Source organism: Actinoplanes sp. CA-015351 (assembly GCF_050955685.1).
GTDB lineage: Bacteria > Actinomycetota > Actinomycetes > Mycobacteriales > Micromonosporaceae > Actinoplanes.
The window spans coordinates 7,170,505-7,194,567 of the sequence record NZ_CP192102.1 but is presented as its reverse complement, the minus strand read 5'-3'; the positions used below and the strand labels follow the sequence as shown (position 1 = coordinate 7,194,567).

21 protein-coding genes are annotated in these 24,063 nt (G+C 69.8%); 14 read left to right on the top strand and 7 right to left on the bottom strand.

Annotation, left to right across the window (positions count from 1 at the left end):
• Window positions 1-288 precede the first annotated feature (288 nt).
• Window positions 289-1,185, bottom strand: coding sequence for a LysR family transcriptional regulator (locus ACQP2E_RS32620; RefSeq protein ID WP_433826817.1), 897 nt, complete (start codon window positions 1,183-1,185; stop codon window positions 289-291).
• Window positions 1,186-1,268: 83 nt separating this feature from the next.
• Here ACQP2E_RS32620 and ACQP2E_RS32615 point away from each other — a divergent pair, with 83 nt between their 5' ends.
• Window positions 1,269-2,234, top strand: a complete 966-nt coding sequence (locus ACQP2E_RS32615; protein ID WP_433826816.1) for a threonine ammonia-lyase — start codon at window positions 1,269-1,271, stop codon at window positions 2,232-2,234.
• A 126-nt stretch (window positions 2,235-2,360) separates the two neighbouring features.
• On the opposite strand, the gene ACQP2E_RS32610 is transcribed toward ACQP2E_RS32615, so the two are convergent.
• Window positions 2,361-3,569 carry a DUF349 domain-containing protein gene (locus tag ACQP2E_RS32610; protein WP_433826815.1) on the bottom strand — a complete coding sequence of 403 codons (1,209 nt, stop codon included), beginning with the start codon at window positions 3,567-3,569 and terminating at the stop codon, window positions 2,361-2,363.
• A 162-nt stretch (window positions 3,570-3,731) separates the two neighbouring features.
• Here ACQP2E_RS32610 and miaA point away from each other — a divergent pair, with 162 nt between their 5' ends.
• The 3 genes from miaA to ACQP2E_RS32595 are packed head-to-tail and all read left to right on the top strand — an operon-like array spanning window position 3,732 to window position 6,228.
• Window positions 3,732-4,649: a tRNA (adenosine(37)-N6)-dimethylallyltransferase MiaA gene (gene miaA / locus ACQP2E_RS32605; RefSeq protein WP_433826814.1), complete on the top strand. Its 918-nt coding sequence runs from the start codon at window positions 3,732-3,734 to the stop codon at window positions 4,647-4,649.
• 8 nt (window positions 4,650-4,657) lie between these two features.
• Window positions 4,658-5,488, top strand: a complete 831-nt coding sequence (gene dapF / locus ACQP2E_RS32600) for a diaminopimelate epimerase (protein ID WP_433826813.1) — start codon at window positions 4,658-4,660, stop codon at window positions 5,486-5,488.
• Window positions 5,485-6,228 (top strand): glycerophosphodiester phosphodiesterase, encoded by a 744-nt coding sequence (locus ACQP2E_RS32595; RefSeq protein ID WP_433826812.1) that lies wholly within the window; start codon window positions 5,485-5,487, stop codon window positions 6,226-6,228. The genes dapF and ACQP2E_RS32595 overlap by 4 nt, the downstream gene beginning before the upstream one ends.
• A gap of 58 nt (window positions 6,229-6,286) precedes the next feature.
• Here the strand turns inward: ACQP2E_RS32595 and ACQP2E_RS32590 are convergent, their stop codons facing one another.
• Window positions 6,287-7,747 carry an NAD-dependent malic enzyme gene (locus ACQP2E_RS32590; protein ID WP_433826811.1) on the bottom strand — a complete coding sequence of 487 codons (1,461 nt, stop codon included), beginning with the start codon at window positions 7,745-7,747 and terminating at the stop codon, window positions 6,287-6,289.
• A 174-nt stretch (window positions 7,748-7,921) separates the two neighbouring features.
• Between ACQP2E_RS32590 and hflX the strand changes: the two genes are divergently transcribed.
• Window positions 7,922-9,334: a GTPase HflX gene (gene hflX, locus ACQP2E_RS32585; RefSeq protein ID WP_433826810.1), complete on the top strand. Its 1,413-nt coding sequence runs from the start codon at window positions 7,922-7,924 to the stop codon at window positions 9,332-9,334.
• 81 nt (window positions 9,335-9,415) lie between these two features.
• Window positions 9,416-11,182, top strand: coding sequence for a hypothetical protein (locus tag ACQP2E_RS32580; protein ID WP_433826809.1), 1,767 nt, complete (start codon window positions 9,416-9,418; stop codon window positions 11,180-11,182).
• A gap of 61 nt (window positions 11,183-11,243) precedes the next feature.
• Here the strand turns inward: ACQP2E_RS32580 and lexA are convergent, their stop codons facing one another.
• Entirely contained in the window at window positions 11,244-12,017 is a 774-nt protein-coding gene (lexA, locus tag ACQP2E_RS32575) for a transcriptional repressor LexA (RefSeq protein WP_111651469.1), read from the bottom strand.
• Between the two features lie 741 nt (window positions 12,018-12,758).
• Here lexA and nrdR point away from each other — a divergent pair.
• From nrdR to ACQP2E_RS32550, 5 genes are all read left to right on the top strand, one after another.
• Entirely contained in the window at window positions 12,759-13,277 is a 519-nt protein-coding gene (nrdR, locus tag ACQP2E_RS32570; protein ID WP_111651470.1) for a transcriptional regulator NrdR, read from the top strand.
• A gap of 73 nt (window positions 13,278-13,350) precedes the next feature.
• On the top strand, window positions 13,351-16,248 hold the full coding sequence (locus tag ACQP2E_RS32565; protein WP_433826808.1) for a vitamin B12-dependent ribonucleotide reductase: 2,898 nt from the start codon (window positions 13,351-13,353) through the stop codon (window positions 16,246-16,248).
• 82 nt (window positions 16,249-16,330) lie between these two features.
• On the top strand, window positions 16,331-16,630 hold the full coding sequence (locus ACQP2E_RS32560; protein ID WP_433826807.1) for a hypothetical protein: 300 nt from the start codon (window positions 16,331-16,333) through the stop codon (window positions 16,628-16,630).
• The gene (locus tag ACQP2E_RS32555; protein ID WP_433826806.1) at window positions 16,612-17,046 is read left to right on the top strand and encodes a type II toxin-antitoxin system VapC family toxin; all 435 of its coding nucleotides are present in this window, start codon (window positions 16,612-16,614) and stop codon (window positions 17,044-17,046) included. Before ACQP2E_RS32560 ends, ACQP2E_RS32555 begins: the two co-directional genes overlap by 19 nt.
• A gap of 26 nt (window positions 17,047-17,072) precedes the next feature.
• Complete coding sequence (locus ACQP2E_RS32550) at window positions 17,073-17,354, top strand: hypothetical protein (RefSeq protein ID WP_433826805.1); 282 nt, start codon at window positions 17,073-17,075, stop codon at window positions 17,352-17,354.
• Between the two features lie 16 nt (window positions 17,355-17,370).
• Here the strand turns inward: ACQP2E_RS32550 and ACQP2E_RS32545 are convergent, their stop codons facing one another.
• Together ACQP2E_RS32545 and ACQP2E_RS32540 are read right to left on the bottom strand one after the other, a co-directional pair.
• Window positions 17,371-18,273, bottom strand: a complete 903-nt coding sequence (locus ACQP2E_RS32545) for an alpha/beta fold hydrolase (protein WP_433826804.1) — start codon at window positions 18,271-18,273, stop codon at window positions 17,371-17,373.
• A gap of 33 nt (window positions 18,274-18,306) precedes the next feature.
• Entirely contained in the window at window positions 18,307-18,768 is a 462-nt protein-coding gene (locus ACQP2E_RS32540; RefSeq protein WP_433826803.1) for a hypothetical protein, read from the bottom strand.
• A 121-nt stretch (window positions 18,769-18,889) separates the two neighbouring features.
• Here ACQP2E_RS32540 and ACQP2E_RS32535 point away from each other — a divergent pair, with 121 nt between their 5' ends.
• Window positions 18,890-19,447 carry a hypothetical protein gene (locus ACQP2E_RS32535; protein ID WP_433826802.1) on the top strand — a complete coding sequence of 186 codons (558 nt, stop codon included), beginning with the start codon at window positions 18,890-18,892 and terminating at the stop codon, window positions 19,445-19,447.
• Window position 19,448: 1 nt separating this feature from the next.
• Here the strand turns inward: ACQP2E_RS32535 and ACQP2E_RS32530 are convergent, their stop codons facing one another.
• Window positions 19,449-20,111 (bottom strand): metal-dependent transcriptional regulator, encoded by a 663-nt coding sequence (locus ACQP2E_RS32530; RefSeq protein ID WP_433834130.1) that lies wholly within the window; start codon window positions 20,109-20,111, stop codon window positions 19,449-19,451.
• Window positions 20,112-20,290: 179 nt separating this feature from the next.
• Between ACQP2E_RS32530 and ACQP2E_RS32525 the strand changes: the two genes are divergently transcribed.
• Window positions 20,291-21,472, top strand: coding sequence for an acetoin utilization protein AcuC (locus ACQP2E_RS32525; RefSeq protein WP_433826801.1), 1,182 nt, complete (start codon window positions 20,291-20,293; stop codon window positions 21,470-21,472).
• 4 nt (window positions 21,473-21,476) lie between these two features.
• Complete coding sequence (locus ACQP2E_RS32520) at window positions 21,477-24,050, top strand: GNAT family N-acetyltransferase (RefSeq protein WP_433826800.1); 2,574 nt, start codon at window positions 21,477-21,479, stop codon at window positions 24,048-24,050.
• Window positions 24,051-24,063: the final 13 nt, after the last annotated feature.

The window sequence follows — 24,063 nt, the reverse complement described above, 5'->3', positions numbered from 1 at the left end:
ACCCGAACCCGAACCCGAACCCGAACCCGAACCGGAAGCGGAAGCCGAAGCCGATGCGGAAGCGGAAGCCGAAGCCGATGCGGAAGCGGAAGCCGAAGCCGAAGCGGAAGCGGAAGTGGAAGCCGAAGCGGAAGCCGAAACGGAAACGGAGCGGAAGCCGAAGCCGAAGCCGAAGCGAGAGCTGGGCGCTACGACGTGTGGCCGGCGATTGGCGGCTCGACCTCCGATCACAAGAGGCCTCTGGGCAACTCGCGGTCGTCACGCAGGCGGGACTCACCTGGATCTCGCTCAGCAAACCGCCGTGCGGGCGGCTGTCACCAGGTGGTCCACCAGGGCCGCCGTTCCCGGTGGATCGGGTGGGTCGCCGGCTACGGATACCGAGATGCGGCGGCCCGGGCCGGGCAGCGGCACGACCCGGACCTGCGGGTTGCGGTGGGCGGCGAGCGCCAGCGCGGGCAGTGTGGTGGCGCCCATCCCGGCGGCCACCAGCGCCTGTACGGCCACGTAGTCATCAGTGGTGAACCGGATGTCCGGTGTGAACCCGTCGGCCGCACACGCGATTCTCAGCCGGTCCTGGCAGCGTTCGCAACCGCCGATCCACGGCCGGTCCCGGTGGTCGGTGAGCCGGTCACCGGCCCAGTTTGCCGGAACCACGAGGTTCGCCGCCTCCTCCATCAGGTTTACCATCCGGAGCCCGGCGAAGCCCGGAGCGCCACTGCCCGGCGACTCGGACAGGTGCTCGAAGACCACCGCTGCCTCGACCTCGCCGCTTCGCAGCAAGCGCACCGCCTCCGGCGGCTCGGCCTCGGTGAAACGCAGGTCCACCCCGGGGAACGCCGTGGCGAACGACGCCGCCGCCACCGGTACGAACGTGCCGAGCGCCGACGGGAACGCCGCCAGCCGTACCCGCCCGCTTCGCAGTCCGGTGTGTGCGGCCAGCTCGGATTCCGCTGCGGCCAGCCGGCCCAGGATCTCCTCGGCCCGGGCGGCCAGGAGGCGGCCTGCTTCGGTGAGGCGGATGCCCCGGCCGACCCGCTGGATCAGCCGGCTGCCGGTCTCCGCCTCCAGCCGGGCCAGGTGGTGGCTGACCGACGGCTGGGCGTAGTGCAGGGCGCGGGCGGCCGCGGTGACCGAGCCGTGCCGGGCCACCGCGACCAGGACGGTGAGCCGGGTGACGTCGAGCATCGCGCCAACCTATCAATGAGATCTATGGGTATCCGAGAACTTTGACATTGGACCTATGACAGGGGTAGGCCGACGATCGAACCATGGAACCGACACTCGCCGACGTGCGCGCCGCCCGGACCCTGCTCGCCGGTCACCTGCCGCCCACGCCGATCTGGTCCTACCCGCTCGTCGACCGGGTCGCCGGGGCGAACGCGCTGGTCAAGCACGAGAACACCCAGCCGGTCGGAGCGTTCAAGGTACGCGGCGGATTGACCCTTTTGTCGAACATGACAGAGGCCGAGCGCTGTCATGGTGTTGTCACCTACTCCACCGGCAACCATGCGCAGTCGATCGCGTACGCCAGCCGCGTCTTCGGAGCGCCGTGCACTGTCGTCATGCCGGCGAGTGCCTCGGAACACTCCACGAAAAAGGTCGAAGCGTGGGGAGCACGGGCCGTCCGGACCGGGGACTCGCTGGAGGCGGCCGAGCGGCATGCCCGTGAACTCGCTGCCGAGACCGGCGCCCGCCTGATCAGCCCAGGGGACACGCCGGAGCTGATCGCCGGGGTCGGCACGCTGTACCTGGAGATCCTCGAAGCGCACCCAAACCTGGACGCCATCGTGGTGCCGATCGGCAGCGGCACCGGCGCGGCGGCCGCCTGCCTGGTCGCGGCCGGGCTGGCGCCGGGCTGCGAGGTGATCGGTGTGCAATCGTCGGCGTCACCTGCCGCCCACGACTCCTGGCGGGCGGGGACGCTTGTCGAGCGCCCGAACCGGACCGCCGTGGCCGGGCTGGCCACCGGCAGGGGATACGCCCTGCCGCAGCGCATGATCGCCGGTCGGCTGAGCGATTTCCTGCTGGTCACCGACGAGGAGATCAGCGAGGCACGCCGCCTGCTGGCGACGGCGGCGCACACCCTCGCCGAGGGCGCCGGCGCGGCCGCTCTGGCAGCCGTGCTGACCCACCCGAAGCTCTTCGCCGAGCGGCGGGTGGCCGTCGTCTGCACCGGCGGCAACGCCGACGTCACCGAGATGTCGAACCTGGCGCCCTCAGCCATCCGCCGGTAGCGAAAGGCGCGCAGCGGCCTTGCGCCGCAGGGTCGTCGCGGTGGGTGCCACGGGCGTCCTGCGAACGCGTACCAAAAGCGCGAAGGCGGCAGGCCAACGGCCTGCCGCCTGATTACGCAGATGGAGTTAGTTCGCCTGCTCGGCGAGAGCGAGGAACTGGCGCTTGGAAGCCAGAGCCTGCTCGGCCTCCTTGATCCGGCGGTTGTCGCCGGCTGCCTGGGCGCGGGTGAGGCGCTGCTCGGCCTCGGCGACCTGGTCACGCATCTGGCGCAGCAGCGGGTTGTCCTGCGGGCTGGTCTTGCGCCAGGCCGAGTCCATCGCGACGCGGATGCGCTCCTCGGCGGCCCGCCAGCGACGGTCGAGCGAGGCGGACGCCTCGCGCGGCACCCGGCCGGCCTCGTGCCAAGCGGCCTGGGCGTCGCGGAGCTTGTTCTGCGCGGCGCGGGCGTCGGAGTCGACGTCGAGCGCCTCCACCTCGGCGAGGATGGCCTGCTTGCGTTCCAGGTTGCCCTGGTACTCGGCGTCGCGGGCGGAGAAGACCTCGCTACGCCGGGTGAAGAACGCGTCCTGAGCGGCACGGAAGCGTTCCCAGAGGCGCTGCTCGGCCTCCTTGGCGGCGCGGGGCGCCGATTTCCACTCGGTCATCAGCTCCTTGAGACGGTTTGCTGTCGACGACCACTCGGTCGACTCGGCGAGCGTCTCCGCTTCCTTGACCAGGTCTTCCTTGGCGGTCTGGGCCTGCTTGCGCTGCCCGTCGAGGGTGGCGAAGTGCGCGCCGCGGCGACGGGTGAAGCCGTCCCGCGCGGTCGCGAACCGCTTCCACAGCTCACCGTCGGTCTTCTTGTCGACGCCGCGGATCGTCTTCCACTCGTCGAGGATCTCCTTGAGCCGGTCGCCGGCCGTTTTCCAGCCGGTGGCGTCGGCGGCGATCTTCTCCGCCTCCTCGACGAGGGCGGTCTTGCGCGCGAGGGCCTCGGTCCGGGCCACCTCGCGGGCCGCACGGGCCTCGCCGGCTTTCTCCTCGGCGAGGGTGGTGAGGCGCTCCAGCCGGGCCACGAGGCCGTCGATGTCGCCGACCACGTGAGCCTCGTCGAGCGTGGTGCGAATCCGTTTCACGCTGCTCAGGGAGTGGGCCGCGTCCGCCGCGCCCGACTTGAGGCGAGCCTCGACGAGGTCGACCTCGGTCACCAGGTCGGCGAATCGGCGGGCGAAGTGTGCAAGACCCTCTTCCGGCGTACCCGCCTGCCAGGAGCCGACCACCCGGTCGCCCTCGGCGGTCTTCACGTACACGGTGCCGTCGGCATCCACGCGCCCGAAGGCCGTCCAGTCGTTCATCAGCTCATCCTCGTTCTCCCGGCGCCGTCGGACCTTGAACCGGCCCGCGGCCACCGCCACAGCGCAGTGAATGCCAACCTTCCCACCGGCATTCTTTCTCGCGCATTGTCACAGGTCCAACCCGGTTAGGGGAAAGCTCCCGCCAACGACCGTGACACAACGGTGTCCTACCGTTGTCAAGTGCCGTCCCCAGCAGCTCATCGAGTGGTCACCGTCGTCGGCCCGACGGCGGCCGGCAAGTCCGCCCTGAGCATCGCTCTCGCCTGCGAAACAGGTGGTGAGGTGGTCAATGCGGACTCGATGCAGCTCTACCGGGGCATGGACATCGGCACCGCCAAGCTGAGCGTGGCCGAGCGTGACGGCGTGCCCCATCATCTGCTCGACATCTGGGACGTGACCGAGCCGGCGGCGGTCGCCGAATATCAGCGGCTGGCCCGCGCGGCGATCGACGACATCCTCGGGCGAGGCAAGGTTCCGCTGCTCGTCGGGGGTTCCGGTCTGTACGTGCGGGCCGTGCTGGAAGATTTCGAGTTTCCCGGGACGGATCCCGCGATTCGGGCGCGTCTCGAGGCAGAGCTGGCGGATGGTGCCCCGCTGTATGACGTTTTAAGGGATAAAGACCCGATTGCCGCAGCGAAGATCCTTCCCTCCAACGGTCGTCGCATCGTCCGCGCGCTCGAAGTGATCGAACTGACCGGCCAGCCGTTCACCGCATCTCTGCCGGATCCCACGCCGGTCTACGACTCCCTGCAGATCGGCGTCGACCGCGACACCGCCGGCCTCGACGAGCGGATCGCCCTGCGGGTCGACCTCATGTGGGAAGCCGGGCTGATCGACGAGGTCCGGGGCCTGACCGGGATCCGGGACGGCCGGACCGCGTCCCGCGCGCTCGGATACCAGCAGGCTCTCGCCCAGATCGACGGCGAGCTCACCGAGGACCAGGCGAAGGACGACACGGTTCGCGGCACCCGGCGCTTCGTCCGCCGCCAGCGGTCCTGGTTCCGCCGCGATCCCTCGATCACCTGGCTGGACGGCGCTTCGCCGACGCTGGTGGCCGACGCCCTCGCTGTTGCGCGATGATGGGCGGCGTGCTTTTCACCAAAGGTCATGGGACCGGCAACGACTTCGTGATCCTTCCCGATCCGGACGGGGAGCTCGCGCTCACGCCCGAGATCGTGGCGTCGCTCTGCGATCGCCGCCGGGGGATCGGCGGTGACGGCGTCCTGCGGGTGGTGCGCAGCGCCAAACACCCCGAGGCCGCCGATCTCGCCGGCGAGGCCGAGTGGTTCATGGATTACTGGAACAGCGACGGCTCGATCGCCGAGATGTGCGGCAACGGCGTTCGCGTCTTCGTCCGCTACCTCCTGGACAACGATCTCGCCACGGCAGTCCCTGCGGGCCTCCCGGTGGCGACGCGAGCCGGGATCATGGTCGCCCTGGTCAGCGCGGACTCGATCAAGGTGCGGATGACAACCCCGCGTGTGTACGCCGGAAGCACAGCGACAGTCGGCTCGCTGACCCTTCCGGGCGTTGCTGTCGATGTCGGCAACCCGCATCTGGTCTGCGGCCTGCACGACGGCGTGTCGCTGGCCGGGCTGGACCTGCATCGGGAGCCGGCCTTCGACGCCGGCGTCTTCCCGCACGGGGTGAACGTCGAGTTCGTCGAGCAGGCCGAGCCGGTCGACGGCATCGACGGCCACGTCCGGATGCGGGTGCACGAGCGCGGCTCCGGCGAGACCCTGTCCTGCGGCACCGGCGCGCTCGCGGTCGGTGCGGTCGCCCTGCGCGACCGGGGCCTGTCCGCCGGCTCGATCGCCGTCGACGTTCCCGGCGGCCGCCTCGTCGTGACCCACGACGAGGCGGACGGCTGGTGGCTGGAGGGCCCGGCCGTCCTGGTCGCCACCGGTTCGGTGTGGTGACGCTCCATCGCGTGGCCCACCGGGGTTACGCGGCGGCAGCGCCGGAGAACACGCTGCCCGCCTTCGAGGCCGCGGTCCGGGCCGGCGCCACGTTCGTGGAGTTCGACGTGCGGGTCACCGCCGACGGCGTGCCCGTGGTGATCCACGACCGGACCGTCGACCGCACCACCACCGGCCGGGGTCGCGTCTGGGACCTGAGCTGGGCCGAGATCGCCGCGCTGGACGCCGGTGTGCGGTTCAGCCCGGCGTTCACGGGTGTCCGGGTGCCGTCGCTGGCCGCGGTGCTGGACCTGCTCGCACCGGCGGCCGCCGAGCTGCTCGTCGAGATCAAGCCGCCGGCCACGCTTGACGAGGTGAAAACCATCATCGCCCAGCTGGCCGAACGGGACCTGCTGGGCCGCACGGTGGTGCAGAGCTTCGACCCGGACGTGGTGCGCAAGGTCCGTGACGTCGCCCCTGACGTGCGCCGGGGTTTGTTGTTGTTCCGCTTCGACGCGGAGACGGTGCCGCTGGCCCGCGAGCTCGGCGTGGTCCTCTGCAACCCGCCGGTCGACGACGCGCTGCGCCTGCGTGAGGTGACCGCCGAGCTGGCGGAGGCGGGCGTCGGCGTGATGCCGTGGACCGCCAACGACAGTTCCCGCTGGCCGGAGCTGGTGGAGGCCGGCGTGGCCGGCCTGATCACCGACCACATCGGCGAACTCACCGGCTGGTCCCCGGCCCCGCCCTCGCCGCGATCTTGAGCGATTTTCCACTCCAAAGGGTCGAAAATCGCCCAAGATCGCCTGGGGCCGGCGCGGTTTAGAAGATGCCCTCCGGGGCCTTGTCCAGCTCGGAGTCCGGGACCGCCGCGGGGTTCTGCGGCGCCGGGGTGCCCCGGACCACCGCGCGGATCGCCGCTGCCACCGCCGGGGTCACCCGCTGGTCGAAGACGCTCGGCACGATCACCGTGGGGTTGAGCTTGTCCTCGCCCACCACGTCGGCGATCGCCCGGGCCGCCGCGAGCGCCATCTCCTCGGTGAACGCCTCGGCGCTCACGTCGAGCATGCCGCGGAAGACGCCGGGGAAAGCCAGCACGTTGTTGATCTGATTCGGCTGGTCGGAACGCCCGGTGGCCACGATGGCCGCGTGCTTGCGAGCCTCGCGCGGGTCGACCTCGGGGTCCGGGTTGGCCAGCGCGAACACGATCGACTTGTCGGCCATCTTGGCGATGTCGTCGCCGGTGAGCAGGTTCGGGGCGCTGACGCCGATGAAGACGTCCGCTCCGGCGATCGCGCCGGGCAGATCCCCCGAGTAGTTCGCCTTGTTCGTGTTGTCGGCGAGCCACTGCCAGGTCTCCGACATGTCGGGCATCCCGCGGTGCAGGGCGCCCTTCCGGTCGTACGCGATGATGTCGCCCACACCCTGGCGGAGCAGGAGCTTCATGATCGCGGTGCCGGCCGCGCCGGCGCCGGAGACCACGACCCGGACGTCCTCGAGCCGCTTGCCGACCACCCGCAGCGCGTTGGTCAGGGCGGCCAGCACGCAGATCGCGGTGCCGTGCTGGTCGTCGTGGAAGACCGGGATGTCCAGCAGCTCACGCAGCCGGGCCTCGATCTCGAAGCATCGCGGCGCCGCGATGTCCTCCAGGTTGATCCCGCCGTACGCCGGAGCGATCGCCTTCACGATCGCCACGATCTCGTCGGTGTCCTGGGTGTCCAGCACCACGGGCCAGGCGTCCACGCCGCCGAACCGCTTGAACAGGGCGGCCTTGCCCTCCATGACCGGCATCGCCGCGGCCGGCCCGATGTTGCCGAGGCCGAGCACGGCCGAGCCGTCACTGACCACGGCAACGGTGTTGCGCTTGATGGTGAGGCGGCGGGCGTCGGCCGGGTTCTCGGCGATCGCCATGCAGACCCTGGCCACACCCGGCGTGTACGCCCGGGACAGCTCGTCGCGGTTCCGGAGCGCGACCTTGGAGCTGACTTCGATCTTCCCGCCCAGGTGCAGCAGGAAGGTCCGGTCGGAGACCTTGCGGACGTCGACGCCGTCCTGGTCCTCGAGTTGCTTGACGACCTGGTCGGCGTGCGCCGCGTCCGCGGTGTCGCAGGTCAGGTCGACGATCACGTGGGTGGGGTCGGAGTCCACCACGTCCAGTGCCGTCACGATCGCCCCGGCCTCACCCACACAGGTGGTGAGGCGGCCGATGGACGAGGCATCCGCGGTAACGGCAATGCGAATCGTGATCGAGAATCCTGCGCTCGGCAGGCGGGTGGTCACCACGGTGTTCCCTCCGACGTTGGTGGGTGAGTCTCCGCATTGTCGCTCTTGCGGAATAACGACCGCTGCTGCGGTGGTTACTGAGTAGTCAGTTTCCGACAGCCAGAACGTCCGGGTCGGTTATGTGGATGCGCCCGTCGCCGGGACGTGCCACGATCGGGCCGGAGGAGGTCACTTTTGCGAAACACCTACCAGGCACCCGTGCTGGACGAGCCCGACCTGACCACCGGTGAGCTGGAGCTGGAAGAGCGGCACTCGCTGAGGCGTGTGGCGGGTCTCTCCACGGAGCTGACCGACGTCACCGAGGTCGAGTACCGACAACTGCGACTCGAACGGGTCGTTCTGGTCGGCGTCTGGACCGAAGGCAGCGTCGCCGACGCGGAAAACTCGCTGGCCGAGCTGGCCGCCCTCGCCGAGACCGCCGGATCACAGGTGCTCGAGGGCCTGATCCAGCGGCGCAAGCAACCCGACGCGGCCACGTTCATCGGTCGCGGCAAGGTCGACGAGCTGCGCGACGTGGTCATCATGACCGGCGCCGACACCGTCATCTGTGACGGTGAGCTGTCACCGTCGCAGCTGCGCAAGCTGGAGGAGCAGGTCAAGGTCAAGGTGGTCGACCGGACCGCGCTGATCCTCGACATTTTCGCCCAGCACGCCAAGAGCCGTGAGGGCAAGGCCCAGGTCGAGCTTGCCCAGCTGCAATACCTCTTGCCGCGTCTGCGTGGCTGGGGTGACTCGCTGTCCCGCCAGGGCGGTGGCGCCGGTGGCGGTTCGGGTGGCGGCGGTGTCGGCACGCGTGGTCCCGGTGAGACCAAGCTCGAGACCGACAAGCGGCGGATCAACACCCGCATCTCGAAGCTGCGGCGCGAGATCAAAGCCATGAAGACGGTACGCGAGACCAAGCGGTCCCGTCGTGCCGCCAGCGGCGTCCCGGCCGTGGCCATCGCCGGTTACACGAACGCGGGCAAGTCGAGCCTGATCAATCGGCTGACCCAGGCCGGTCTGCTGGTGGAGGACGCGCTGTTCGCCACCCTCGACACGACGACCCGGCAGACCGCCGCGGAGGACGGGCGTCTCTACACGCTCTCCGACACTGTCGGTTTCGTCCGGCACCTGCCGCACCAGATCGTGGAGGCGTTCCGCTCCACGCTCGAGGAGGTCGCACAGGCCGACCTGGTGCTGCACGTCGTGGACGGCGCCCACCCGGACCCCGAGGGTCAGGTCAGCGCGGTCCGTGAGGTGCTCGGTGAGGTCGGCGCCGACCGGATTCCCGAGCTGCTCGTGGTCAACAAGGTCGACGCGGCCGACGAAGAGACCAAGCTGCGGCTCAAGCGGACATGGCCGGACGCCATCTTCGTGTCGGCGAGATCCGGAGCGGGCATCGACGAGCTGCACACGGCCATCGCCGACCGGCTGCCCCGGCCGGCCGTCGACCTGACGATCCTGCTGCCGTACGACCGGGGTGACCTGGTGGCCAGGGTGCACCGGTCCGGTCAGGTGATCCAGTCGCGACACCTGGACGACGGTACTGAGCTGCGCGTACGGGTGGACGAACATCTCGCCTCCGACCTGGATGCTTTCCGGCTGTGAGACGATGGCTTCACAGGTGCTCCCACCAGCGTTGATCCACACGTAATACCAACGGGCGACGCCGCATGCGACACTGTGCGGATGCGGCGTCTCGTCTTCTCGATCATCGTGGCTATGGGCTTCGTGATGGTCGGTTCCTCCAGTGCGTCGGCGGAGGACCCGACACCCGCGCCGACGGTGAGCGCCAAGGCGACCCCGGGGAAGAAGCTCTGCAAGATCACCGACAAACGGCTCGATGAGATCTCCGGGCTGGTGGCGACGAAGACCGGTTACGTCGTGATCGACGACGGCACCGAGGAGTCCGCCAAGGAAAAGATCTTCTTCCTGAGCAAGAAGTGCGCCGTCACCAAGGAGCAGGAATACAGCGGCGACGGCCCGCTCGACACCGAGGACATGGTCCTGTCGGCGGACGGCAAGACGCTCTGGATCGCCGACATCGGTGACAACGGCGTCCGCGACGAGGACCCGAAACCGCGTCCGACCATCTCGATCTGGAAGATGTCGGCCGACGGTTCCAAGAAGGCCCAGATCTACCGGATGACGTACCCGGACGGTGACGCCCACGACGCCGAGGCCATCCTGATCGACAAGGACGGCCTTCCGCTGGTCGTCACCAAGGAGATCGGCGGGGCGGCCGGGGTCTACAAGCCTTCCGCGCCGCTGGTGGCGAAAAGCACCGATGGCGTGCCGATGACGCGGGTGGCCGACCTCACGGTCAACGCCACCGAGACGGCCGGCAACGCGGTGGCCCGGATCGGCAACAAGACGATCACCGGCGGAGCGATGGCCCCCGGTGGGGCCAAGGTCGCGCTCCGCACCTACACCGACGCGCTCGAATGGGACGTCACGAACGGCGACGTGCTGGCCGCGCTGAATAAGGAGCCGCGGACCACCGGCCTGCCGAACGAGCCCTTCGGCGAGGCCATCTCGTACAGCGCGGACGGCAAGACGTTCCTCACCGTCTCGGACATGAACGGCGACACCGAGACCGTCAGCTACCTCCGGGAGTACACGCCGGCCACCGAGATCGCCGAGATCTCCGAGAAATCCGGGCAGAGCGCCTCGGGCGGCTCCTGGTACTCGAACCTGACCGTCGACGACGTGACCTACATGGTCGCCGGCATCGGTGGTCTTGGCCTGCTGCTGGTGGCGGCCGGTGTCTTCGGCATCGTGCGTTTCCGCAAGTCCCCGCAGGCGACCGCGGCCTCCGAGGCCGACGACCTGCCCGGCGGGCTGAACACCGACGACCCGGAAACCGAGCTGATCGGGGTCGGCGGCCTGCCGCCGCGCGCACCGGCGTACGGGCGGCCCGGCGGTGGCGGCGGCGGTGGCCCGGTTTACGGCGCTCAGTCCGGTCCTCCGGCCGGTGGCCCCGGCCCGCAGCGGGGCGGTCCCGGCGTCTACAGCGGTGCTCCCGCTGGTGCCCCGGCGGGCGCTCCGGCCGGCGGCGGCCAGTACGGCCGGCCCGGCGGTCAGCAGCCTCCCCGTGGACCGCAGCAGGGCGGGCGTTCCCCTCAGCAGCAGCCCCCGCGCGGCCCCCAGCAGGGTGGCCCCGCACAGGGTGGACCGCAGCAGCCGCGGGGTCCGCAACCGCCGCGTGGACCGCAGCAGGGCGGGCCTCCGCATCGTGGTCCCCAGCAGGTTCCGCCGCGTAACCCGCAGCAGGGCGCTTCGCGTGGCCCTCAGCAGCAGCCGCCGCGGGGGCCGCACCAACCTCCCCGGGGTCCGCAGCAGCAACCGCCGCGGGGACCGCAGCAGCCTCCGGGCCGCGGCCAGCAGCCGCCGCCCGGCCGTGGTGGTGGCGGCGGTGTCTACGGTCGTCCTGACGATCAGGATCAGCGCCGATAGAGCTTCACGAGGAAGGGCCGGTCCCGCGGGGACCGGCCCTTCTCGCGTACCCAAGAAGGGGTTAGACGCGGCGCAGGACCGCCACGACCCGGCCCATGATGGTGGCGTCGTCACCGGGGATCGGGTCGAAGGCGGGGTTGGCCGGCATGAGCCAGACGTGCCCGTCCCGCTGGCGGTAACTCTTCACCGTGGCCTCGCCGTCGATCATGGCAGCCACGATGTCACCCGCCTCGGCGGTGGGCTGCTGGCGGACCACCACCCAGTCGCCGTTGCAGATCGCCGCGTCGATCATCGAGTCGCCCTTGACCTCGAGCATGAAGACCTCGCCCTCGCCGACCAGCTCGCGCGGCAGCGGGAAGAACTCCTCGACGGACTGCTCGGCGAGGATCGGGCCACCGGCCGCGATCCGGCCGACCAGCGGAACGTACGCAGGCTGGGGGCGGGCGGCACGCAGGGCCTCGTCGTCGACCAGCTCACCGGGCACGCGGACGTCCACGGCGCGCGGCCGGTTCGGGTCGCGGCGCAGGTATCCCTTGGTCTCCAGAGCCTTCAGCTGGTACGCCACGCTGGACGGGGAGACCAGGCCGACGGCCTCACCGATCTCGCGCACGCTCGGCGGGTAACCGTATTTCTCCACCCAGTCGCGGATGAACTCCAGGATCCGGCGCTGGCGTGCGGTCAAGTCCGTGGCGACGGCCTCGGGCACGTTGCCGACCGGGGTGACCGAGCGCAGCTGAGGCGCGTCACCGCTGCGGCCGCGGCTCGGTGTGCTGCGGCGGCGGATGGCCCCCGGGCTCGGTGGTTGCTGTTGGCTCGTGCGGTCGTCGGTAGGCACGTCCCCGCCCTCCCTGTCGGCCAGTGCCTCCCGGCACGTGGTGCGTCGCGGACCCGGACCGACGTTGTGGGGATGACGTCCGGCCCGGCTGACCCTCTTGACGGAAAACCGTAATAGGGAGATGCGACTTATTCAAACATCTGTACGAGTTTTCTCCGGCGTGTCGCGCCTCGGGACTCGACTTCCGTACTCCTGTTCTGATAGACCGTCGTACGGGCGTTCTATCGAACGGGTGTCCGAGAAGGGGAGTCGTGATGGTTTCCAGTGGGATGCGACACGCGCCGCAGCCGGTGCGGCTCACCAGGCGTGGCCGGGCGGTTCTGCTCGGCGCCTATTTCCTTCTGGCGGTTCTCGCGAGTGTCGTGTTGTTCACTGGCGCTTCGCAAGGTTGACCAGCGATCTTCGGTGTCCCTTGGTGGTCGCCGGACGAGTGGGTCGTCCGTTTCGTCGGCGCGTCGTGTCGCCCCTGGCCGCTGCGGCCAGTGATTGTGACATCACCCCTGGTGGTGATGTTGAAAAACCCGGCGCGTCGGCACGTTGCTGAACTTGCGCCGGCGTCCGCCGGGGCCTAGCGTCTACCCCAACATCTAGTGGTTACACGGATGTAAGTCATCCACAGGTTGGGTTTTCTCTCCCCGGTTATCCACATACCGTCCACAGCCTCGCGTTGGTCCTGACCATGGCGAAGCTGTGCTTCTGTGTGTCCGGATCCCGTCGGGAGGGGGCCGGAGGGGGTCAGCGGTGCGTTGCCCGTACTGCCGTCACGCCGATTCGCGCGTGGTCGACTCGCGAGAGGCCGACGACGGTCAACTGATCCGTCGCCGCCGATCGTGTCCCGAGTGCGGCAAACGTTTCACCACGGTCGAGGAGGCGGTCCTCGCGGTGGTCAAGCGCAGCGGTGTCACCGAGCCCTTCAGCCGTACCAAGATCATGAGTGGTGTCCGGAAGGCCTGTCAGGGCCGTCCCGTCGACGAGGACTCGATCGCGCTGCTCGCGCAGCGGGTGGAGGAGACCGTCCGGGCCAAGGGCGCCGCTGAGATCCCCAGCCACGATGTGGGCCTGGCGATCCTCACGCCTCTGCGTGAGCTGGACCAGGTGGCCTATCTGCGGTTCGCGAGTGTGTACAAGGCGTTCGACTCTCTGGACGAATTCGAGAAGGAGATCGCCGCACTGCGCGACGCGCCCGCCGTCAGGGAACCCGGGACGCGACATGCCGTCGCGCCGCGGTCCGGCTCACGGGCGCCCAAGCTCAACAGCTGATCAGTTCGACGACTGATTCAGCCGGCAATTCAGCTACACCTTTCCGTGGTACTACGAGGGGGAGCACATCCTTATGGCCGGAGACGGCATCACTGCAGGTCGCCAGCGCAGCCGGACGAGCGGCGGCACCGGCGCGGCGGCCGGGGGGCTGCGAGTGGAACGGGTGTGGACGACCGAGGGCGTCCACCCGTACGACGAGGTGGAGTGGGAACGCCGCGACGTCGTCATGACCAACTGGCGTGACGGCTCGATCAACTTCGAACAGCGTGGCGTGGAGTTCCCGGCGTTCTGGAGCGTGAACGCCGCGAACATCGTCACGACCAAGTACTTCCGGGGTGCGGTCGGCACCACGGTGCGTGAGCAGTCGCTGAAGCAGCTCATCGACCGCGTGGTGAAGACGTACCGCAAGGCGGGCGAGGAGAACGGTTACTTCGCCACCCCGGCGGACGCCGAGCTCTTCGACCACGAGCTGACCTGGATGCTGCTGCACCAGGTTTTCAGTTTCAACTCGCCGGTCTGGTTCAACGTCGGCACCCAGTCGCCGCAGCAGGTCAGCGCCTGCTTCATCCTGTCCGTCGACGACTCGATGGACTCGATCCTCGACTGGTACAAGGAAGAGGGCCTGATCTTCAAGGGTGGCTCCGGCTCCGGAGTCAACCTCTCCCGGATCCGTTCCTCCAAGGAGCTGCTCTCCTCCGGCGGCACGGCGAGCGGCCCGGTCAGCTTCATGCGCGGCGCCGACGCCAGCGCCGGAACCATCAAGTCCGGCGGCGCCACCCGGCGCGCCGCGAAGATGGTCATCCTCGACGTGGACCACCCGGACATCGAGGAGTTCGTCCGGACCAAGGCGCGCGAGGAAGACAAGATCCGCGCGCTGCGGGACGCCGGCTTCGACATGGACCTGGGCGGCGACGACATCGTCAGCGTCCAGTACCAGAACGCCAACAACTCGGTCCGGGTCACCGACGAGTTCATGCGGGCGTACGAGGAGGGCACCGAGTTCGGCCTCCGTGGCCGGCTCAACGGCGAGGTCATCGAGACCATCGACGCGCGGAAGCTCTTCCGTGACATCGCCAAGGCGGCGTGGGAGTGCGCCGACCCGGGTCTGCAGTACGACGACACGATCAACGACTGGCACACCAACCCCGAGACGGGCCGGATCACCGCGTCCAACCCCTGCTCGGAGTACATGTCGCTGGACGACTCGTCCTGCAACCTGGCCTCGCTGAACCTGATGAAGTTCCTCAAGGCCGACGGTGGCTTCGAGGTGGAGAAGTTCGTCAAGAGCGTCGAGTTCATCATCACCGCGATGGACATCTCGATCTGCTTCGCGGACTTCCCGACCGAGAAGATCGGGATCACCACCCGCGCCTACCGCCAGCTCGGCATCGGGTACGCAAACATCGGCGCCCTGCTGATGGCCTCCGGCCTGCCGTACGACTCGGACGCCGGCCGTAACGTCGCCGCCGCCATCACGTCGCTGATGAACGGCACGGCGTACCGCCGCTCCGCCGAGCTGGCCGGCGTCGTCGGCCCGTACGAGGGCTACGCCCGCAACGCCGAGGCGCACCAGCGCGTCATGCGCAAGCACGCCGCGGCCAACGACGAGATCCGTCCGGTCGGCCTGGTCGCCACCGAGATCGTCCGTGAGGCCACCAAGCAGTGGAAGAACGGCAACAAGCTCGGTGAGAAGAACGGCTGGCGCAACGCCCAGGCGTCGGTGCTCGCCCCAACCGGCACCATCGGCCTGATGATGGACTGCGACACCACCGGCATCGAGCCCGACCTGGCTCTGGTCAAGTTCAAGAAGCTTGTCGGCGGCGGCTCCATGCAGATCGTCAACCAGACGGTGCCGCGCGCCCTGCGTACCCTCGGATACCCCGAGGAGCAGGTCGAGGCGATCGTCGAGCACATCTCCGACCACGGCAACGTCGTCGACGCGCCCGGCCTCAAGCCGGAGCACTACGCGGTCTTCGACTGCGCCATGGGCGAGCGGGTCATCGCGCCGCTCGGCCACGTGCGGATGATGGCGGCCGTGCAGCCGTTCATCTCCGGCGCGATCTCGAAGACGGTCAACATGCCGGAGACGGCGACCGTCGAGGAGATCGAGGAGATCCACTACCAGGGCTGGAAGCTCGGCCTGAAGGCGCTCGCGATCTACCGCGACAACTGCAAGGTCGGCCAGCCTCTCTCGGCCGGCAAGGGCGCCAAGGCGACCGAGAAGGCCGTTGCCGAGGCCGAGGTCACCAAGGCGGTCGAAAAGGTCGTCGAGAAGATCATCGAGTACCGCCCGGTCCGCAAGCGCCTGCCGAAGAAGCGCTCGTCGGAGACGGTGTCCTTCTCGGTGGCCGGCGCCGAGGGCTACCTCACCGCGTCGTCCTACCCGGACGACGGCCTCGGCGAGGTCTTCCTCAAGATGTCGAAGCAGGGCTCCACTCTGGCCGGTGTGATGGACGCCTTCTCGGTGGCCATCTCGATAGGCTTGCAGTACGGCGTCCCGCTGGAGACGTACGTCGCCAAGTTCACCAACATGCGCTTCGAGCCGGCCGGTATGACCGACGACCCGGACGTGCGCATGGCGTCCTCGGTGATGGACTACATCTTCCGTCGCCTGGCGCTGGACTTCCTGCCGTACGAGACCCGTGCCGAGCTCGGCATCTTCACGGCGAAGGAGCGGACCCTCCAGGCGCAGGCCGAGGCCGCCGCCGAGGCTGCCGCTGTGGACGTGGCCGTGACCGGCATGGCCTCCTCGGCCCCGGTTTCCTCCTCCACGGTCACGGTGGCCGAGATCGCCGAGGTGAAGCCCGTGGTGCCGGTGCCGGTGAAGGCCGGCTCCTCCACCGAGCTCCTCGAGGTCGTCACGGGCCACGCCTCCGACGCGCCGCTCTGCTTCACCTGCGGCACCAAGATGCGCCGCGCCGGCAGCTGCTACGTGTGCGAGGGCTGCGGCTCGACCTCCGGCTGCAGCTGACGTTCCAAAGCCGGCGGCGGGTCTTGTCCTATGAAGGGCGAGGCCTGCCGCCGTCTTGCTACCGACGGTGAGTACAGGGCTCATGACTGCGGAATCACTGCCGGATGCGCCACCCCCCGACGAGTTGCTGTCGGATTCCGGCCGGCTCCGGCTGGTCGGCCGGGCCCGCAAGGTCAGCGTGTCCATGCCGGAAGACCTCGCGGCTGCCGTCCAGCAACGCGTGGGGCGCGGCGAGTTCAGCCAGTACGTGACCGAGGCGGTGACCAGGCAGCTGGAGCTCGACCTGCTCGGAGAGCTCGCTGCCGTCCTGGAGACGAAACACGGACGGGTCTCCGACGCGGCACTGGACGAAGCGCGGCATTCGTGGCCCGACGCCCGCTGAGTGGAGGCGGAACCCTCGTCCTGGCCAGTGCGGGTCAGACGAAGCTCGCTGCGGGCGACGACCGGGCTCGAGCTTTTCTGGAGACGGCACGGGAGCGCGGCGCCAGGGTCGTTGTCAGCGCCATCACGCTGACCGAGGTGTTGCGGGGCGGCTCTCGAGATGCTTCGGTCCATCGTGTGCTGTCCCGGATCGTGGTGCTGCCGGTGAGCGCGGAGCTCGGCCGGCAGGCGGGGGAACTTCTCGGTGTGACCGAGTTGTCCGGCCACCGGTGTGCCATCGACGCCGTGGTCGCGGCGATGGCACTGGGGCTTCCGCGCCCGCTGGTGCTGCTGACCAGCGATCCCCACGACCTGACGAGACTCGTCGAGGAGCCGGCCCGGCCCAAGAACCAAAGGATCGCCGTGGTCGACGTCTGATCGCGCGGGCGATCTATGGTTTGGCCATGCTGAGAGCTGATGCGGTCAAGGGCGGCCTTGGGCAGTCGCTGGTGGTGTGGGTGGCCGTCGTTGTCGCCCTGGCCTTCACGCGGCAGATCGCGGTCGCTGGGGCGCTCTTCGGCGCCGGGCTGCTGTCAGTGATCGTTCTCGGTCAGTGGCACAGCCGGCACGCGCGCCGCGACACCGCCGCCGGCGCCTTCACCGGGGCGGTGCTGTGGCCGATTCTGATCGGCCTGGCGATCATCCTGATCAACGTCGTCTCGATGTCGCTGTCCGACTTCGAGTGACGGCGGCCGGCAAGCGTCAGCGCTGCTCGGCCAGGAAGTCGCCGATGATCTGGGCGAGGGCGACCGGCTGCTCGACCACCATGGCGTGCGAGGCGTCGGCAAGCGTCAGGTACCGCAGGTGCGGCACGGACTTCGCCTGCTCCACCAGATAGCGCCGGTGCGCCTCGTACAGCTCGGCGAACGGCTCCTGCTCGGGCACGCTGCGGGTCGGCAGGACCACCAGCTCGGGGCAGGTGGTCGCCGCGTAGACCGGGCCGAGGTCCAGCGAGTTCATCAGGGCGCGCAGCTCGGACGTGGTCCCCGCGGACGGCCGGATCGATGTCTCGCCGTTCACATGTGCCAGGTTGCGCCGGAATCCCTCGATCCACACCTTCTCGTTGGCGCCCATGTCACGGGCCGCCATCTGCTGGCGTTCCACCAGGTCGGGCAGCTGGTCGGCGGGGATGACCTGGCCGGCGGAGGCCTCGATCGCGTCGAAGACCGTGTGCAGCCGGGCCAGCTCGCCCGCTGCCTTCTCCGGGTCGAGGCCGGGCAGGTGCTCGGGCCTCGTGGGCGGTGGGTTGCCGTCCAGGCTCACCACGCCGGGCGTCTCCGGGTGCCGTTGCGCCCAGAGAGCGGCGATCATCCCGCCCAGGGAATGACCGGCCACCGCCGGTCGATTCAACTCCATCTGTACGCACACCGCGGCCAGGTCACCCAGCACGGCGTCCCAGGTCCACGGCCCGTCGCCGGAGCGGCCGTGGCAGCGCAGGTCGACGGTGATCACCCGGTGCCGGGGGCGCAGCTCGCGGGCCAGCGTGGTCAGGTGCGCCAGGTTGCCACCGGCGCCGTGCAGGAGCAGCAGCGGAGGCTGGTCGCCGCCGAAGTCGCGCACGGCAAGGGGCAGGTCCCCGGCGTCGATGAGACGGTCGTTGATCATCGGATCTCCCCATCAGGAGGCAGGTAGGTCTTGTCAGATGGCTGGGTCGTCGGACGGCTGGGTCAGCAGACGGTCGCGAACGGCGGTGACCGGGACGCCGCCGTCCGGGTGGCGGGGCAGGCGGCCGCGGCGCACCAGGTCGTGCACTCCCTGACGACTGATGCCGAGCATCGCGCCGGCGGTCGCGTAGGTCACCGATTCCGCGTACGGATGGCCGACCCGGCGGATCACCGCCTGGCCGAGCGGGGTGCGCCACCAGTCGGCGGGCGGGGTGAAGGCGTGCTCGTCCGGGTAGAGCGTCGCGATGATCCGGGCGATCGTGCGCACGGCGGTCGCGTGGTCGCTGTTTTCGATGCTGTCGGCCCAGAGCTCCGCACGGCGGCGCAGGACGGTACGCAGCCCGCCAGGAATCTCGTCGTCCTCGAGCAGGATCTCCAGCGGGTCGAGCAGGCGCACGTCGACGAGGCGGAGCAGCTGCTCGGCCAGGGCGTTCATACGGCCATCCTCCCGCCACTTGACATCGGTCGTCAAGTTGAACGGACGGTAACCATCGACCCGACCCTTCCGCTCGCGCCCCGCGCCCAATAAGGTGTGCGCGGACCCGGGAGGATCACTAGTGCGTACGCGTTTCGCCGTGCCTGCTGTCGCTCTGCTGCTCGCCGTCTCCGGCTGCGGCCCACGCGACGACGAAGCCTCCGCGTCCACGCTGCCCCCGGTCGAGGTCGTCGCGCCGCCCGCCGCATCGGCCGGCGGTGCCTGCATCCTCTGGGACTGGGAGTTCATCGAGGGCACCCTCGGCGTCAAGTTCTCGGTGGCCGCCTCCGACCAGGTCGACGAGACGTCGACGTGCGTCGTGCAGAACGTCGACCAAGAGTGGCCCGACCTGTCACTCTCCGTGGTCGAAACGACAAAGGCGGACGCGGAGATCTTCACCGAGGAACGAATGCCGGCGAAGGCGACCAAGCTCAAGAAACTGGGCAAGGCCGCCTATCGGCTCACCGGCAAGGCCAAGGACGGGCACGGCCCGACCGTGGAAATCGGCTGGCTGAGCGAGGCGAAGCAGCTCCAGACGCTCAAATACACCTTCGAGAAGGGCGCCGACGCGGCGACCGTGAAGGCCATGAACGGAAAGCTCTTCGCCCTCGCTCAGCAGATGAACACCACCGACGGCTGAGTCAGCGCGCGGCGACGAACACCCGCGACGCCACCTCGCGCGGCAGGCGGATCTTGTCGCCGGAGACGTCGATGGTGACGCCGTCACGTTCCTGAGCCACGTTGACCGTGGTGCCCGGGTCTATCCCGGCGGCGTGCAGCTGGCGAAGCACGTCCGAGTTGGTCTGCACGCTCTCGCAGATCCGGCGGACCACGACGCTGCCGGTCAGGCCGGGGAAGGCCAGATTGCGCTCGCCGTGGCTGAGCACCTCGTCCAGCGTGCTCTCGTCCGGCGCGCCCAGTTCCTCGAGACCCGGGATCGGGTTTCCGTAGGGCGAGCGGGTCGGCTTGTTGAGCAGCTCGTAGACGCGCTTCTCCACGGAATCGCTCATCACATGCTCCCAGCGGCAGGCCTCCTCATGGGCCTCCTCGTAGGGCATGCCGATGACGTTGACCAGGAGCAGCTCGGCGAGCCGGTGCTTGCGCATGACGGCGACCGCGCTGGCGCGGCCCATGTCGGTCAGAACCAGGTGGCGGTCGCCCTCGACGGTCAGCAGACCGTCTCGTTCCATCCGGGCGACGGTCTGGCTGACCGTGGGACCGCTTTGGTGCAGGCGTTCGGCGATGCGGGCTCGAAGTGCGGGCACACCTTCTTCCTCAAGCTCGAGGATGGTGCGCAGGTACATCTCGGTGGTATCGACGAGATCGTTCACGATGCGGTCCTCCCAGCAGCGATAATACCGCGCGGCGGGGAGTTCACTTCCGCCCCGAGCAAGTGCCTGACGACCCTACCTGACAGCGGAACACGTGTGCTAACGACACGTCGTCCCCGACCGGGGGACAGTGCTCATGGGAGCATGTCCACATGGCGGACGAGACGACGGCTGTCGTGTGGGACAGTGCCCTGCTGGAGTACGACATGGGCGACCATCCGCTCAATCCGGTGCGTGTCGAACTGACCATGGCGCTGGCCCGGGAACTGGGCGTGCTGGACCGGCCGGGCGTCCAGATGATCACGCCGCGTCCAGCGAGTGAGATCGATCTCACTCGGGTGCACCGCGCGGATTACCTGGACGCCGTGCGGCTGGCCCCCATCGATCCATTCTTCACCGGCTGGGGCCTCAACACGGCGGACAATCCAGTATTCGAAGGAATGCACGACGCCTCGGCGCGGATCTGCGGCGCCACCATCGCCGCCGCGGAGGCGGTCTGGAACGGCTCGGCCCGGCGCGCGGTGAACGTGTCGGGCGGCCTGCACCACGCGCTGCGGGCCCGGGCCGCCGGCTTCTGCGTCTACAACGACCCGGCCGTGGCGATCGCCTGGCTGCTCGAACGCGGCGCCCAGCGGATCGCGTACATCGATGTCGACGTGCACCACGGCGACGGGGTGCAGGCCGCTTTCTTCAACGACCCGCGGGTGCTCACGGTCAGCCTGCACGAGACGCCGCTCGCGCTCTTCCCGGGCACCGGGTTCGCCGACGAGATCGGCGGGCCGGACGCCGAGGGCACCGCGGTGAACGTTCCGCTGCCGCCCGGCACCGAGGACGCCGGCTGGCTGCGCGCCTTCAACGCGGTGGTGCCGTCGGTGGTCCGGGCGTTCGCCCCGGAGATCATCATCAGCCAGTGCGGCGCCGACGCCCACCGCCTCGACCCCCTCGCTGACCTGCGGCTGTCGGTGGACGGCCAGCGGGCCGCGTACGTCGCGATCCGCGCTCTCGCCGACGAGATCTGTGACGGCCGGTGGGTGGCGACCGGCGGAGGCGGGTACGCACTGGTCGAGGTCGTCCCACGGGCCTGGACACATCTGCTGGCCGTGGCGACGGGGGAGCCGCTCGACCCGCGGACGCGTACGCCGAAGGGCTGGCGTGAACTCGCGGCACAGCGGTGCCCGGGATCGCCGGTGCCCGAGTCGATGACCGACGGTGTGCCCCCGGTGATGGAACACTGGTCGCCGGGTACGACCGATCCGGTGGACCGGGCCATCCAGGCCACCCGGACCGCGGTCTTCCCCCTGCACGGACTGGACCCGCACGACCCAAGGGACTGAGGACGTGGCGAACCGGGGCACCGAACGAAGCGCGGACATCCTGCTCGCCGACGGCTCGACCGCGCACCTGCGGCAGATCCGCGCCGAGGACGCCCCGGCGATCGTGGATTTCCACTCCCGGATGAGCGACCGTACGCGCTACCTGCGCTACTTCTCGCCGTACCCGCGGATCCCCGAGCGTGACCTCCAGCGTTTCGTCAACGTGGACCACCACGACCGGGAAGCCTTCGTGACGGTCGACGCCGACGGCCGGATCACCGCGGTGGGCCGGTACGAACGGCTCGGACCGGAATCGCCGGAGGCCGAGGTCGCCTTCGTCGTCGAGGACGCCCTGCAGGGCCGGGGCATCGGCTCGGTGCTGCTGGAACACCTGGCCGAGGCGGCCCGGGACAACGGCCTGACCCGTTTCGTCGCCGAGGTGCTGCCGGAGAACGGCGGGATGCTGCGGGTCTTCGGCGACTCCGGCTTCCAGGTGCAGCGGCGGTACGCGGACGGCGTGGTCCACCTGGAATTCCCGATCGCGCCGACCGAGAAGTCCCGGGAGGTGCAGGAGTCCCGTGAGCACCTCACCGAGGCCCGGTCGATCGCCCGGCTGCTGGCCCCGCGTGGCATCGCGATCTACGGTGCCAGCGCGAGCGGGCAGGGCATCGGCGCCGCGATGCTGGGCAACCTGCGCGACGGCGGGTACACCGGCGCCATCGTCCCGGTGCATCCCACGGCGGAACGAGTTGCCGGGCTGAAGGCGTACCGAAGCGCCTCGGAAGCCGGTGTCCCGATCGACCTTGCCCTGATCGCCGTGCCTGCCCACGCAGTGGCTGATTCCGGGACCGACGCCGCCCGCGCGGGCGCGGGCGGCGTCGTGGTGGTCTCGGCGGGTTTCGGGGAGACCGGGCCGGAAGGCGCGGCACAGCAGCGACGCCTCGTGGAAGCCGCGCGCGCCGCTGGGTTGCGAGTGATCGGCCCGAGCAGTTTCGGGATCGCCAACACCGAGGCCGGCGTCCGGCTGAACGCCACGCTGTCGCCGCGGCTGCCGAAAGCCGGGCGGGTCGGCTTCTTCGCGCAGAGCGGTGCGCTCGGTGTGGCGCTGCTGGCCGAGGCGGACCGGCGCGGGCTGGGCCTGTCGAGTTTCGTGTCGGCAGGCAACCGGGCCGATGTCTCCGGCAACGACCTGCTCCAGTTCTGGCAGGACGATCCGGGCACCGACGTGGTCCTGCTCTATCTGGAGACGTTCGGCAATCCGCGCAAGTTCGCCCGGCTGGCCCGCCGGATGAGCCGGGTGAAGCCGGTGGTGGCGGTCGCGTCGGCGACCAGGCCGCCCGGTCTGGCGGGTGATGCGCCCGGTCCGGACGCCAACGCGGTGACTGCGCTTTTCGCGCGTTCTGGCGTCATCCGCGTGGACACCGTTCAGGAACTTTTCGACGTCGGCATGCTCCTCGCCCACCAGCCGCTGCCGGGCGGCCGCCGGGTCGCCGTGGTCGGCAACTCCTCGGCACTGGCCGAGCTCGCCGTCGTCGCCTGCCGGGCCGCCGGTCTGACCGTGGCCGACGGCTATCCGAGCGACGTCAGCCCGACCGCAACGGCGCACGACCTGGCCGACGCCCTCGCCGACGCGGCGGTCGACCCGAGGGTGGACGCGCTCGTCGTGGTCTTCGCCCCGCCGGTGCCCGGCCAGCACGCCGACGAGGACGCCGATTTCGCCGCGGCAGTCGCCAGTGTCGCGCTCGCCGGCGAGAAACCGACCGTCGCCACGATGGTGTTCGGGCAGGTCCCGCGCCGGGTGCCGGCCTATGCGTCGGTGGAGGAAGCGGTACGGGCGCTGACCCGGGTGGTCAATTACGCCGACTGGCTGCGCCGTCCGCCGGGCGTGATGCCGGCGCTGTCCGGTGTGGACATGGAGGCTGCCGAGGCCGCCGCCGGCGCGGGCGACACCGGTGCGCTGCTCACCGCTTACGGTATCCCGGTCGTTCCGTCCACACTGGCCGAATCCGTCGACGCCGCGGTGCTGGCGGCGGGCGCGCTGGGTTATCCGGTCGCGCTCAAGGCGGCAGGCGGTGGGTTGCGCCACCGGATCGACCTCGGCGCGGTGCGCCTCGCTCTCAACAACCACGACGACGTACGCACGGCGTACGGCGAACTGTCCGCCGCGTTCGGCCCGGACGTGCTCGTGCAGACCATGGTTCCGGCGGGTGTGGCCTGCCGGATCGAGGTGATCGAGGACCCGGCGTTCGGCCCGGTTGTCGGGTTCGGCCTCGGTGGTGTGGCGAGCGAGCTGCTCGGCGACCTGGCCTGGCGGGCCGCGCCGCTCACCGACCGTGCCGCGGAGGCGCTCGTCGACGAGCCGCGCGCCGCCCCACTGCTGCACGGTTACCGGGGGTCGACACCGGTGGACCGGGCAACGCTCATCGATCTGTTGTTGCGGGTCGGCCGGATCGCCGACGAGCACCCGAGGATGCGCTCACTCACGCTGAACCCGGTGCTGGCGCGGCCGGACGGTTGCTCCGTCCTGCACGCCGCCGCCGAGTTCGGCGATGCCGGTGTCCGACCGGACACCGGCCCGCGGAGGCTGCGAAACGCCTGAGATCAGGACGCGA